Raw genomic sequence first — 12,325 nt, forward strand, 5'->3', positions numbered from 1 at the left:
CTCCACGCCCTCCACGCCGTCCACGACGGATGAGCCGTCGCGCATGGCTTCTCGCCTGGGCGGTGCTCTGCGTGGCCGGCCTCACCGCCACCTCCTGGCTCCAGGCGCGGCCCGAGAGACCCGTCAAGGCCGAGTGCCGCGAGTACATCGCGGAGATCGAAGGCCGGATGCAGGCAGCCAAGAGCTACAGCGACGGGGAAGGCGGAATCGTGGCGTTCTCCCGCGACCGCACGGACTGCACCGACGAACTCGACGACCTCTTCAGGGGCGACCGGTGACCGGCCCGGACCTGGTGATCCGGGCGATCGCCTCGACCGTCAGGGCGCGGTCGTGCGGCTCGGTCTCCAGGGCGCGGTGGATGGACAGCCCCTCGATGAGCGCGTCCAGCTGGCGGGCGGTGGCGGGGTCGAAGTGCCATTCCAGGGCGCGCCGGCTGCGGCTCATCCAGGTGCGGGTCAGCTCGCGGTAGGCGGGCTTGCGGGCGGCGAGGGTGTACAGCTCGTGGGTGAGGATCAGCTCGCGCTGGTTGCCGCCGGAGAGGTGGTGGACCAGGTCGGCGACGGCCTCGCGGGCCTCGTCGGGGGTGTCGGCGGCGCCGAGGCGGTCCTCGAAGACGGCGACGATCGTGCCGGAGAACCGGGTGAACGCCTCGTGGAGCAGCTCGTCCATGCTCGTGAAGTGGTACGTCATCGACCCGAGCGGAACCCCGGCACGGGCGGCCACCTTCCGGTGCGACATACCCGCGACACCCTCGTCGGCGATGACGTCGAGGGCCGCGTCGATGATGCGGTCCCGCCGGTCGGGGTCGGTGCGCCCTGTCGCCACCCGGCGCCTCCTCGTTCGGCCTGGTCTCTCCTCGGCTCTCGCAGCATAGAGCGCGGGGTGGGGCCGCGCGGCCAGTGGATGAGGTGGCTGAGCGCCACCTTGAGCTGCACTTTCCCGTTGGTCTCGGTCACGCCGACGCAGAGGGGCCGTCGGTCCGGCAGCCATCTGTTGGCCCCGGCAGGTCCAGCCGGAGGGGCGGTCCAGCTTGCGGAGGATCTCGGCGTTGGTGAGCCCGTCCGGCTGCCGACGGACCTGCTGCGGTGGCGGGCCCACCCCTTTCGAGGCGGGGCCTTCCCGCGCGCGTTCCAGCCGTACACCGCACCAGATGACGATCCGCCCGGCGACAGCGAGGAGGAGGTGGGCGTCGGCCCGGGAGGCACCGGCGACACCCTCGCGGGCACCTCCCGGGCCGGGCGGCTCCCGGCCTCCCGGGTCAGCGGTGTGCGGCGTACCGGGCGGGCGGCGGAGACGGTTCCGGGGTCCCGGCCGTGACGAAGTTCTTCCTCTCCCTGCACGTCATCGCCGCCGTCCTGGCCATCGGCCCGGTCACCGTCGCCGCCAGCATGTTCCCCAAGGCCCTGCGCCGCGCGCACGCGGCACCGGGGGACCGGGAGGCGTACGCGGCCCTGCGGCTGCTGCACCGGATCTGCCGGGTCTACGCGGGTGTCGGCGCCGCCGTACCGGTTTTCGGGTTCGCCACGGCGAGCAGTCTCGGAGTGCTCGGCAGCGCCTGGCTGATCGTCTCGATCGTCCTGACCGCCGCGGCCGCCGCCGTACTGGCCCTGCTGATCCTCCCGGCCCAGGACCGCGCGCTCACCACTGTGGGTCCCCCGGAGGCGGAGGCGGAAGCGGAGGCCCAAGGGTCCGTCCTCCGGGTCGCCGGTCGACTGGCCATGCTCACGGGCGTGTTCAACCTGCTGTGGGCCACGGTGACCGTCCTGATGATCATCCGCCCCGGCTCCACGACGGGAGCGTGAGGCGGGGTGTGTACGAACGTACGCTTCAGGCGTACGCTCGTACACTCCACGTCCCCGCCCCCTCCCCGTCTGCCGAGGCACCCTGCTCATGAAGGCCACGCCGGTCATCGACGCCCGCACCCGCCGCTGGCGCGCCGCGCTCTTCCTCTTCATGCTCGCCACCGGGGTGAGCATGGCCTCCTGGGTGGCCAGGACCCCCGCCGTACGGGACGCGCTGGACGTGACCACGGGGGCGATGGGCCTGGTGCTGTTCGGGCTCTCGATCGGCTCCATGGCGGGCGTGCTGGTCTCCGGCGGGCTCGTGCGCAAGCACGGCGGACGGGCGGTGATCACGCTCGGCGCGGCGCTGCTCGTCGCCGGGCTGCTGGTGGTCGCCGGGGGCGCGGCGCTGGAGGTGTCCGGCGGGGTCTTCGGCGGACTGGCGCTGTTCGGGGCCGGGATGGGGCTCGCGGAGGTGGCGTTCAACATCGAGGGCGCCGCCGTGGAGCGGACCGTGGGGCGCCCGGTGCTTCCCGTACTGCACGGCTGCTTCAGCCTCGGGACGGTGGCCGGCGCGCTGCTCGGGATGGGGCTGACGGCTCTGCGGTTCCCGGTCGGCTGGCACCTGGCGGCGGTGGCCGTGGCGGTCGCGGCGGCCGGGGTGTGGACCGTACGGGCGGTTCCGGCGGGCACGGGTCGCGAGGACGCGGAGTCCGGTGGCGGGGAGCGGGCCGGGGGCGGCGGGTGGCGGGCGCAGGTGGAGGTCTGGCGGGACCGGCGGCTGGTGCTGATCGGGCTGATCGTGCTGGCCATGGCGTTCGCGGAGGGCTCGGCCAACGACTGGCTGCCGCTGCTGATGGTGGACGGCCACGGGACGAGCGCGACGGCCGGTTCGCTGACGTTCATGCTGTTCGCCGTCGCGATGACGACGGGCCGGTTCGCGGGCGGGCCCCTGCTGGTGCGGTACGGGCCCGCGGCCGTGGTGCGGGCGAGCGCGCTCGTGGCGGCGGCGGGTGTGGCGCTGGTGGTGTTCTCGTCCAGCGCGCTGCTCGCGGGGGCGGCGGTCGTGCTCTGGGGGCTCGGCGCCTCGCTGGGGTTCCCGGTCACGGTCTCGGCGGCGGGGGAGGGCAAGGGGGAGCGGGAGGCTTCGGCCCGGGTCGCGGCGGTCTCGACGGCCGGGTACGCGGCGTTCCTGGTCGGCCCGCCCTCGCTGGGCTTCCTGGCCGACCACGTGGGGCTGCGCGCGGCGATGATCGTGGTGCTGGTGCTGCTGGGGGGCGCGGCGCTGATCACGGGGGCACTACGGCGGCGGCCGGCCTCCCCGGTGTCCGAAGTGCCGTCCGCTCACTCCGACTTGGTGTAGATCAGGCTCTCGCCCGAACCGGTCGTCGCCCGGCGCAGGGTGCCGTCCGGGAGGAGCGTCAGCTGGGTGGCCTTGCCGGGGGAGCAGGAGGCGGCCGGGCGGCCCACGGAGACGGTGGAGGGGCCGATCAGGACCGGTTCGCCGTCGCCGGGACGGGCGGCCAGCGGGGCGGTGAACTCGCAGTGGTACGTGGCGCCCAGGGCGAGGGGGCCTTCGGCGGTGAGGGAGAGGACCTGGTCGCCGACGTCGCCCTGGCGGATGGTCAGCTTCCGGGTGGACGCGCCCCGGTCGCCGGGGATGGAGGCGGTCCAGGTGCCGAGGTAGTCACCCGGTATGCCGCCCTCGTCGGTCCCCGCGGTGCTGCCGGACGCGGAGGTGGAGGGGCCGGGGGTGGGGGTGTCGCCGCCCTTGTTGTTCATGAACGCGTACACGGATCCGCCCGCGCCTATCGCCACGACGAGCGCGACGGCGACGAGCGCGATGGTCGCCCCGGCGGAGCGGCGCGCGGGGGCGGGGGCCGGGGCGGGAGTGAAGTAGGCGGGTGGGAGGGGGGTGTTGTACGTGGGGCCGGGGTTGGGGGCGTAGCTCTGGTGGGCCTGGTGGTGGGTCTGGCTGTACGAGGGGTGGTGCTGGTGCTGGTGCTGGGGCTGTTGGGCGTACGGGGGTGGGGCCGGGGCCGGAGGGGGTGTGGCGGGGCCTCCGGCGGCGACCTGGGTGGGCAGGGCGTGGACCGAGGCGGGGGGTGTGGCGGGGCGCTGAGGGTGCTGGGCGTCTGTCGGGCGGGCCGGGGTGGTCGGCTGCTGCGGGGTCTGCGGCTGCCCTTGCCGGGGCTCCGGGTTCTCCGGGCCTTCCGGGTCCTCCGCGTCCAGCAGTCCCACCGCGTGGCGGCCGAGTTGGGCGATGAGGGTGGCGGGGAGCCAGGGCTCGTCCGCCTCCGCCTCGCCCAGCCGGGCCAGGATCTCGTCGGTGGAGGGCCGGGCGGCCGGGTCCTTCGCCAGGCAGTCCCGTACGACCTCGGCCAGCTCCGCCGGGACGCCGGTCAGGTCCGGGTCCTCCTGGGTGATCCGGAACATCAGGGCGTGCACCCCGCCGCTCTCGGCCGCGCCGAAGGGGAGGCGGCCGGTCGCCGCGTACGCGAGCACGGAGCCCAGGCAGAACACATCGCACGCCGGTGTCACGCGCTCGCCGCGCACCTGCTCCGGGGCCATGAACCCCGGCGAGCCGATCATCGCGCCCGTGCGGGTCAGGTCGCCGTCGGCCAGGGACTCCAGGGCGCGGGCGATGCCGAAGTCGATGACCCGGGGGCCGTCGATGGTGAGCAGCACGTTGGACGGCTTCAGGTCGCGGTGGATGAGCCCGGCGCGGTGGATGTGCTGGAGGGCGTGGGCGAGCCCGGAGCCGAGGAGCTGGACGGAGCGGAGCGGCAGCGGGCCGTACGCCCCCGAGTCGGTGAGCGGGGCGCCGGGGCGGCCGGAGACGATGCGGTGGAGGGAGGGGCCGGCGACGTAGCCGGTGGCGACCCAGGGGATCGGGGCCTCGGTGTCGGAGTCCAGGACCGGGGCGGTCCAGGCGCCGCCGACCTGGTGCGCGGCGCGGACCTCCTGGCGGAAGCGGGCGCGGAACTCGGGCTGCTCGGCGAGTTCGCGGCGGACGAGCTTGAGGGCGACGGTGCGGCCTCGGTCGGAGCGGGCGAGGAAGACCTGGCCCATGCCGCCTTCTCCCAGGCGGGCGAGGAGGCGGTACGCACCTATGCGGTGCGGGTCGTCGGGCCCGAGCTTGTCCATGTGCGCTTCCTCCCCTGCGGCCCGCACGAGAATAGCCCCGCCGGGGTGGGGGCGCCGCCGCCCCGGCCCCCGCCGTCTACGACACGCCTCCCGCACTGCCGGTTCCGCCCACCTCCGGCCCGTCGTGGTCGGGCGCCCCCAGCCCGTCGTGGGCGGCCACTTCCAGCCCGTCCGGCTGCCCTTGGCCCGCTGGCCTTTGAGGGCGGGGCCCACTTCCAGCCCGTCCGGCGTTTGAGGACGGAACCGGGGAGCGCGGGTTCGGTGCGCAGATGTCAGCGGTGCTCCGGGGAGCCGAGTATTGAGGGTGCGCCCCCACCAAGGCGAGGGTTCCGTCCTCAAACGCCGGACGGGCTGGGGTGGCCGCCCTCCGACGGGCTGGGTTGGCCGCCCCCGGACGGGCTGGGGTGGCCGCCCCCCGACGTCACCGACTCCACCGCCCCCGTCAACCGCTCCAGCGCCCCCGTCAACCGCTCCAGCGCCCCCACCACCTCCGCGAACCCCTCCGCCCCCAGCTCCCCCGCCAGCCGCGCCGCGAACTCCGCGTGCGGCGGGTTGATCCGGGACACCGCATCCCGCCCCGCAGCCGTCACCCGCAACAGCTTCGCGCGGCGGTGGGCCGGGTTCTCGACGTACTCCGCGAGCCCCCGCCCCACCAGCAGGTCCGCGATCCGCTGCACGCTCTGCCGGGTGATCCCCATCTCGCGCGCGATCCCCGCCACCGGCAACGGCCCCGGCAGCACCGCCCCCAGCACCTGCCACCACGCCGCCGTCAGCCCGCCCGGCCTGGCCAACTCCTCCGCCACGCCCAGGAACTGCCCGTTCAGCCGGAACACCGTCAGCGCCGCCCGGCTCAACAACTCCTGCTGGGACGGGACTTCCGCAGCATCTTCCGAAGAGGCGCCGCCCGCCCGCTCACTCACCCTCCAGCACCTCGTACGCACTCGGGTCCGAGTCATGGAACAGCCGGTACCAGGCCCCCAGCTTCTCCGGCCCGTACACCCCCAGCAGCCCGAACACCTCCCGCGCCAGCGCCACCGGCTCCGTCGGCCCGGCCGTGACCAGCCCGCGGTCCGTCACCGCGTCGGCCTCCACGTACCGCGCGCCACCTCCGTACCCCGTCGCCGCCAGGTAGAAGGAGACCGCGCTCGTGTGCGCCCGGTCGTCGAGGAGCCCCTCGCGGGCCAGCCCCGCCGTCGCCCCGCAGATCGCCGCGACCGGCACCTCCGCGTCGAGGAAGGCGCGGGCCGCGCGGGCGAACGGCGCCAGGTCGTCGCCCGCGTCCCAGAGCCCGGCCCCGGGGAGGACGAGGAGCGCGCTGTCCTCGGGCCGCAGCTCGGCGAGGGCCAGATCGGGCTGGATGCGCAGCCCGCCCATGGTGGTGACCGCCTCCCGCTCGGGCCCCACGGTCCGCACCTTGTAGCCGTTCTGGGCGAGGAAGGCGGTGGTGTACCCGGTCTCCCAGTCGGCAAGGGTGTCGTACACGGCGAGATGGACGACCGCTCTGCTGCTCGTGCTGGTCATGACGACCTCCCGGAGTAGATGACAGAATCCTGTCATGAGGACAGCATGCTGTCAAAGGGAGCGACCGTGCCCCGGACCCGACACCCTGCCGACCCCCGCGCCCCACGCCGTACAACATGGCCATGGAGACCACCCCCCACCAGCACCTACGCTCCCCGCATGACCCCTCATGCCCCTCATGCCCCGTACGCCGACCCCGCGGCCGGTGCGGCCGTGAAGGCCGCGGACCGCGCGCACGTGTTCCACTCCTGGTCCGCCCAGGGCCTCATCGACCCGCTCGCCGTCGCTGGCGCCGAGGGGTCCTACTTCTGGGACTACGACGGCAACCGCTACCTCGACTTCACCAGCGGACTCGTCTACACCAACATCGGCTACCAGCACCCCACCGTGGTCGCCGCGATCCAGGAGCAGGCGGGCAAACTCGCCACGTTCGCGCCCGCGTTCGCGATCGAGGCGCGCTCCGAGGCCGCACGGCTCATCGCCGAGCGCACCCCCGGCGACCTGGACAAGATCTTCTTCACCAACGGCGGCGCCGAGGCCGTCGAGAACGCCATCCGCATGGCCCGGCTGCACACCGGCCGTACGAAGGTGCTCTCCGCCTATCGCTCGTACCACGGCGCCACCTCCACCGCGATCAACCTCACCGGCGACCCGCGCCGCTGGCCCTCCGACAACGGCTCGGCGGGCGTCGTACGTTTCTGGGCGCCGTTCCTCTACCGCTCGCCGTTCTACGCCGGGACCGAGGCCGAGGAGTGCGCCCGGGCCCTCCAGCACCTGGAGGACACCCTCGCCTTCGAGGGCCCGGCCACCATCGCCGCGATCATCCTGGAGACCATCCCGGGCACGGCCGGGATCATGACCCCGCCGCCGGGCTACCTCGCGGGCGTCCGCGAGATCTGCGACCGGTACGGGATCGTCTTCGTCCTCGACGAGGTCATGGCCGGATTCGGGCGCACCGGCGCCTGGTTCGCCGCCGACCACTTCGACGTCGTACCGGACCTGCTGACCTTCGCGAAGGGCGTCAACTCCGGTTACGTACCGCTCGGCGGCGTCGCCATCAGCGCCGAGATCGCCGCGACCTTCGAGACCCGCCCCTACCCCGGCGGCCTCACCTACTCCGGCCACCCGCTGGCCTGCGCGGCCGCCGTCGCCACCATCGGCGTGATGGAGGACGAGAAGGTCATCGAGAACGCGGCCCGGATCGGCGAGACCGTCCTCGGTCCCGGCCTGCGCGAACTCGCCGAACGCCACCCCTCGGTCGGCGAGGTGCGCGGCCTCGGCGCGTTCTGGGCGCTGGACCTGGTCCGCAACCGGGAGACCCGCGAACCCCTCGTCCCGTACAACGCGTCCGGCGAGGCCAACGCCCCGATGGCGGCCTTCGGGGCGGCGGCGAAGAAGCAGGGCCTGTGGCCGTTCATCAACATGAACCGCACCCACGCCGTTCCCGCGTGCAACGTCACCGAGGCCGAGGCCAAGGAAGGTCTCGCGGCGCTGGACATCGCGCTCGCGGTGGCCGACGAGCACACGGTGTAAGCGCCCGACCACTCTCACGCACTCCACCGCCGCCCGCCGTGCCCGAAATCGGGCACGGCGGGCCCCTGGCTTAAGGTGACCCGAGCCGAAAGACGGCTGAAGCCGGACCACGGCTGAATACGGCCGCCGGCATACGGCTGACGAACGGGAAGGGTCGCCCATGGGTCCGAGCGGAGGCGTGACCCGCAGTACGCTGCGCCAGCAGATCGCCGACGCGCTGCGCGACGAGGTGCTGGCCGGGCGGCTGCGTCCGGGCCGGGAGTTCACCGTCAAGCAGATCGCGGAACAGTACGGGGTCTCCGCGACCCCCGTCCGCGAGGCGCTCTTCGACCTCTCCGCGCAGGGGCTGCTCGCCTCCGACCAGCACCGCGGCTTCCAGGTCCACGAGTTCACGATCGCGGACTACCGGGCGATGGTGGAGGCCCGCTCCCTCGTCGTCGAGGGCATCTTCCGCTCCCCCGCCGACCAGGTGGCCGTCCGGCCCGAGGCGCTCGCCCCGATCCGGCGCCGGGCCTCGGAGGCCGTCCGCGCGGCGAAGGGCGGCGATCTCGACGTACTGATCGGCTACGACCTCCGCTTCTGGCGGGAGCTCGGGGCCTTCGTCGTCAACCCGTACATCACCGCCTTCCTCGCCAAACTCCGCGTCCAGGCCTGGGTGTTCGCCGTCCACCGGCTGCGCGGGGAGCACGCGGACGAGCAGGTGCTGTGGTTCGGCCACGAGGAGCTGGTCGAGGCCATCGCGGCGGGCGACCGGGAGCGGGTGCTCGCGGTGATGCAGGAGTTCTACGCGCACGCGCTGGCCTGGGCGGACCACTTGGAGGCCCAGGAGGCACGGGAGACCCGGGAGCGCCCGCAAGAGTAGGAACCCGCGCACTGTCCGGGAACCCACGCACTGTCCGCGGGGTTCACCTCGCATTACGCTGTTCCGACGATCGCCGAACCCCGTTGGAGAGCGAGACTTCGTGGCCTGTGACCTGTGGCTGGTCCCCCTCGTCGATGTGCTGTGCCACAGCCCCGACAATCCGTTCGCCGAAGAGATCGCCGTCTACGACCGGGCGCTGAACGACGCGGGCCTGCCGCCCGTCCCCGTCTTCGCCTACATGCCGGGCCTCAACGGAGACGTCGCCCCGGTGGCGGGCTTCGACTACGACGCCCTGCACTTCCTGCGCCGCGCCTACCTGCTCCAGCTGAGCGGTCTGGCGGTCACCCCGGTCGAGGGCCTGGGCGGGGACTACGAGCAGCTGCTGGAGATGTTCGAGCAGACCGCGCAGCAGTCGCACCTGGTCTGGCACTACGACCACGCCGGGGCGTACGTCCCGGTCGACTTCCCGCACCCCCTCTCCAACGACGCCCTGCTGGAGGGCGGCGGCCCGCTGGGCTCCTCGCACGGCCTGCTGCGCGAGCTGGAGTACGTGGCCCCGTCCATCGGCATCGACCCGGCCAACCCCCCGGCCGCCCCGCAGCCGCCCCCGGGCCCCACGACCCTGGAGGAACCGGCGACCCCGGTCCCGTACGACGACAGCCCCTTCGCGAGGGAACGCCACGTCTGGCTGGGCCTCCACGCAGCAGCAACCCGCTCCCTGGCCCAAGGCTCCATGATCATCTTCAGCTGACCACGGCACCTGGTCCTGCTTGCACTATCTCCAGCCCGTGCAACCCCAGCCCGTCCGGCGCTTGAGGACGGAACCGTTGCGGCGGGCCCCGAGCCGGACGGGCATTTCCAGCCTGTCCGACGCGAGAGGACGGGACCCCTCGCGGCGTGGCTTTCGAGCCGGACGGGCATGCCCAGCCCGTCCGGCGCTTGAGGACGGAACCGTCACGGGGTGGCTCCCGAGCCGGACGGGCATGCCCAGCCCGTCCGGCGTTTGAGGACGGAACCCTCGCGGGAGGGCTCCCGAGCCGGACGGCCCCCTCGCAGGGGGGCACCCAGCGCCGGCCGTGCAACCAACCCCAGCCCGTCCGGCGCTTGAGGACACCCACCCCCAGGCCACCTACCGCGGCGCCTCCGGAGGCCGCTGCCGAGGCATGTTCGGCCGAGCGGCCACGGACGGCATCGAGAACCGCCCCGGCACACCCCCCGGCTCGGCCCGCCCCCCCGCGCTCCCCGACACCAGCGCCTGCGTCCCCATGGGCGCGGGCCCCGCCCGGAACTCCACCATCCAGTCCGCCGTCTCCGACCGCACCAGCTCCGTCACGTCCTCGGAGAACCGCCGCAGCACCCCCAGGCACCGCTCGGCCGCCTCACTGGCGGTCCCCTCGGTCGGGCCGAGCATCTCCCGTACGCACTCCGACGCCCAGTCGAACTGGAGCACCTGGAGCCGCCGCTGCACGGCCTGCGCGGTGGCGAGGTTCCTTATCCAGCCGGAGGTGAGCCCGAAGTACCGGTCGCAGGCCATGCAGGCGGCCCCCAGCAGCAGCGACAGATACCCCCACCCCGCCGACCCGCTCAACGTCCCCGTCAGGTCCAGCAGCGGCAGCGCGGCCCCCGCGACGACCCCGGCGGCGGTGCCCCACCGCAGGGCCCGGGCGCCCCGGCGCTTCCAGACGCGGTCGTTCAGATACCAGTCGGCCGTCGCGAGGGCCCCGGACTCGACCCAGCGGTACAGCTCGTCGAGGCGCTCGGCGGGCTCGCCCCAGTCCCCGAGGGGGAAGGGCCGCCCGGTCAGATCGCGCCCGCCGGCCCCGGACCCCCCGCCCCAGGCCCCACCGGCCCGAGGGGCACCACCACCGCTCCCGGCCCCGGGACCGGCCCCGCCGCCCCCCGACCCGTCACGCCCCCCGGAGCCGCCGACTCCACCGCTGCCCACCCCACGCCCCCCGCTGCTCCCTCCGGTTCCACCGGTTCCACCGACTCCACCGGCGCGGGAGCCAGAAGCGGAACACTCCACTCCGCTCTCACCGGAACCCGCATCGGACTCCTTGCGGGGCGGCCCTTCGGGCTGCATCTCCGGCTGACTCACCGGGGCACTCCTTCGCACTCTGACAAACGGAACGGACGCTCGGGGCTTCCTCGCGGGTGACGCGGGTAACTCTGCGTCACCACGCATGCGCGCAGGCGTACCGATGTGCATGCCCTTCCTACCGCCGAATGGTGGGCCGCGGAGTCGAAATCGCGGGATTCCCGCCTGCACAGGGCCCCTGGTCAGGTATAGGAGCCTTCACGGCGGTTGACGAAACTCACCCGAAAGAGTTGGTCCCCGGCGGGTGGAGCGCGGTGACCGGGGAGCACGTAGGCTCGGCTTACCGAAACATTTGTCGTCGAAATGCCAGGAGTGACCGTGATTCCCGGTGGTGGCCAGCCCAATATGCAGCAGTTGCTCCAGCAGGCCCAGAAGATGCAGCAGGACCTCGCCGCGGCCCAGGAGGAACTGGCGAGGACCGAGGTCGACGGACAGGCGGGCGGAGGCCTCGTGAGGGCCACCGTGACCGGCTCCGGCGAGCTGCGGTCCCTGGTGATCGACCCCAAGGCCGTGGACCCGGAGGACACCGAGACGCTCGCCGACCTCGTGGTGGCGGCCGTCCAGGCGGCCAACGAGAACGCGCAGGCGCTCCAGCAGGAGAAGCTCGGCCCGCTGGCCCAGGGCCTGGGCGGCGGCGGCTCCATCCCGGGCCTGCCGTTCTGACCCAGCCCCTCCGATCGGGCCCGGGGGCCTACTGGTACCGACCCGTACCCACTACGGTACGGAGCAGGAAGCGAAGAGAGGCGTTCCGTTGTACGAAGGCGTTGTTCAGGACCTCATCGACGAACTGGGCAGGCTGCCCGGCGTCGGTCCCAAGAGCGCGCAGCGGATCGCCTTCCACATCCTCCAGGCCGAGCCCACCGACGTACGCCGTCTCGCCCATGCCCTCCTCGAGGTCAAGGACAAGGTCCGGTTCTGCGCCGTGTGCGGCAATGTCGCCCAGCAGGAGGAGTGCGGGATCTGCCGCGATCCGCGCCGCGACCGGAGCGTCATCTGCGTGGTCGAGGAGCCCAAGGACGTCGTGGCGATCGAGCGGACGCGGGAGTTCCGCGGCCGGTACCACGTCCTGGGCGGGGCGATCAGCCCCATCGAGGGCGTCGGCCCGGACGACCTGCGCATCCGTGAGCTGCTGGCCCGGCTCGCGGACGGCTCCATCACGGAGCTGATCCTGGCGACCGATCCCAACCTGGAGGGCGAGGCCACCGCGACGTACCTGGCGCGGATGGTCAAGCCGATGGGCCTCAGGGTGACCCGGCTGGCCAGCGGCCTGCCGGTCGGCGGCGACCTGGAGTACGCCGACGAGGTCACCCTGGGCCGCGCGTTCGAGGGGAGGCGGCTGCTGGATGTCTGAGACCGAGGCGGCACGCACCCACCTCTGCCCCG

The 12,325-nt window shown here is 73.5% G+C and carries 13 protein-coding genes; 8 read left to right on the plus strand and 5 right to left on the minus strand.

Annotated features, from left to right (window positions below; translation table 11 throughout):
• Nucleotides 1-29: 29 nt before the first annotated feature.
• On the plus strand, nt 30-278 hold the full coding sequence (locus GTY67_RS18100) for a hypothetical protein (protein ID WP_161279344.1): 249 nt from the start codon (nt 30-32) through the stop codon (nt 276-278).
• Here GTY67_RS18100 and GTY67_RS18105 read toward each other — a convergent pair.
• Nucleotides 262-825, minus strand: a complete 564-nt coding sequence (locus tag GTY67_RS18105; protein WP_161279345.1) for a TetR family transcriptional regulator — start codon at nt 823-825, stop codon at nt 262-264. The two genes, GTY67_RS18100 and GTY67_RS18105, sit on opposite strands and share 17 nt — an antisense overlap.
• Before the next feature lie 488 nt (nt 826-1,313).
• Here GTY67_RS18105 and GTY67_RS18110 point away from each other — a divergent pair, with 488 nt between their 5' ends.
• Complete coding sequence (locus GTY67_RS18110; protein WP_161279346.1) at nt 1,314-1,802, plus strand: hypothetical protein; 489 nt, start codon at nt 1,314-1,316, stop codon at nt 1,800-1,802.
• A gap of 88 nt (nt 1,803-1,890) precedes the next feature.
• Nucleotides 1,891-3,144, plus strand: a complete 1,254-nt coding sequence (locus GTY67_RS18115; RefSeq protein ID WP_161279347.1) for an MFS transporter — start codon at nt 1,891-1,893, stop codon at nt 3,142-3,144.
• Here GTY67_RS18115 and GTY67_RS18120 read toward each other — a convergent pair.
• The 3 genes from GTY67_RS18120 to GTY67_RS18130 all read right to left on the minus strand — a co-directional run bounded on the left by GTY67_RS18120 (nt 3,126) and on the right by GTY67_RS18130 (nt 6,449).
• Nucleotides 3,126-4,928, minus strand: a complete 1,803-nt coding sequence (locus GTY67_RS18120) for a serine/threonine-protein kinase (protein ID WP_161279348.1) — start codon at nt 4,926-4,928, stop codon at nt 3,126-3,128. The two genes, GTY67_RS18115 and GTY67_RS18120, sit on opposite strands and share 19 nt — an antisense overlap.
• Nucleotides 4,929-5,263: 335 nt before the next feature.
• The gene (locus tag GTY67_RS18125; RefSeq protein ID WP_343238702.1) at nt 5,264-5,848 is read right to left on the minus strand and encodes a MarR family winged helix-turn-helix transcriptional regulator; all 585 of its coding nucleotides are present in this window, start codon (nt 5,846-5,848) and stop codon (nt 5,264-5,266) included.
• Nucleotides 5,841-6,449 (minus strand): DJ-1/PfpI family protein, encoded by a 609-nt coding sequence (locus GTY67_RS18130; RefSeq protein WP_161279350.1) that lies wholly within the window; start codon nt 6,447-6,449, stop codon nt 5,841-5,843. Before GTY67_RS18130 ends, GTY67_RS18125 begins: the two co-directional genes overlap by 8 nt.
• A 159-nt stretch (nt 6,450-6,608) precedes the next feature.
• Between GTY67_RS18130 and GTY67_RS18135 the strand changes: the two genes are divergently transcribed.
• The 3 genes from GTY67_RS18135 to GTY67_RS18145 all read left to right on the plus strand — a co-directional run bounded on the left by GTY67_RS18135 (nt 6,609) and on the right by GTY67_RS18145 (nt 9,595).
• Entirely contained in the window at nt 6,609-7,982 is a 1,374-nt protein-coding gene (locus GTY67_RS18135; RefSeq protein ID WP_093690129.1) for an aspartate aminotransferase family protein, read from the plus strand.
• Nucleotides 7,983-8,142: 160 nt separating this feature from the next.
• The gene (locus tag GTY67_RS18140; protein WP_161279351.1) at nt 8,143-8,844 is read left to right on the plus strand and encodes a GntR family transcriptional regulator; all 702 of its coding nucleotides are present in this window, start codon (nt 8,143-8,145) and stop codon (nt 8,842-8,844) included.
• 100 nt (nt 8,845-8,944) lie between these two features.
• On the plus strand, nt 8,945-9,595 hold the full coding sequence (locus tag GTY67_RS18145) for a hypothetical protein (RefSeq protein WP_093690133.1): 651 nt from the start codon (nt 8,945-8,947) through the stop codon (nt 9,593-9,595).
• A gap of 378 nt (nt 9,596-9,973) precedes the next feature.
• Here the strand turns inward: GTY67_RS18145 and GTY67_RS18150 are convergent, their stop codons facing one another.
• The gene (locus tag GTY67_RS18150) at nt 9,974-10,942 is read right to left on the minus strand and encodes an SLATT domain-containing protein (protein ID WP_343238703.1); all 969 of its coding nucleotides are present in this window, start codon (nt 10,940-10,942) and stop codon (nt 9,974-9,976) included.
• Nucleotides 10,943-11,260: 318 nt separating this feature from the next.
• On the opposite strand from GTY67_RS18150, the gene GTY67_RS18155 reads away from it, so the two are divergent.
• Both GTY67_RS18155 and recR read left to right on the plus strand, forming a co-directional pair.
• On the plus strand, nt 11,261-11,605 hold the full coding sequence (locus tag GTY67_RS18155; RefSeq protein WP_093690135.1) for a YbaB/EbfC family nucleoid-associated protein: 345 nt from the start codon (nt 11,261-11,263) through the stop codon (nt 11,603-11,605).
• Nucleotides 11,606-11,693: 88 nt separating this feature from the next.
• Entirely contained in the window at nt 11,694-12,293 is a 600-nt protein-coding gene (gene recR / locus GTY67_RS18160; protein ID WP_030565138.1) for a recombination mediator RecR, read from the plus strand.
• Nucleotides 12,294-12,325: the final 32 nt, after the last annotated feature.

Source organism: Streptomyces sp. SID8374, assembly GCF_009865135.1.
GTDB lineage: Bacteria > Actinomycetota > Actinomycetes > Streptomycetales > Streptomycetaceae > Streptomyces.

Bases quoted from the DNA above. Each gene is read 5' to 3' on its own strand.
- GTY67_RS18140 (WP_161279351.1), top strand. From the start codon at position 8,143: ATGGGTCCGAGCGGAGGCGTGACCCGCAGTACGCTGCGCCAGCAGATC.
- GTY67_RS18115 (WP_161279347.1), top strand. From the start codon at position 1,891: ATGAAGGCCACGCCGGTCATCGACGCCCGCACCCGCCGCTGGCGCGCC.
- GTY67_RS18130 (WP_161279350.1), bottom strand. From the start codon at position 6,449: ATGACCAGCACGAGCAGCAGAGCGGTCGTCCATCTCGCCGTGTACGAC.
- GTY67_RS18120 (WP_161279348.1), bottom strand. From the start codon at position 4,928: ATGGACAAGCTCGGGCCCGACGACCCGCACCGCATAGGTGCGTACCGC.
- GTY67_RS18100 (WP_161279344.1), top strand. From the start codon at position 30: ATGAGCCGTCGCGCATGGCTTCTCGCCTGGGCGGTGCTCTGCGTGGCC.
- GTY67_RS18135 (WP_093690129.1), top strand. From the start codon at position 6,609: ATGACCCCTCATGCCCCTCATGCCCCGTACGCCGACCCCGCGGCCGGT.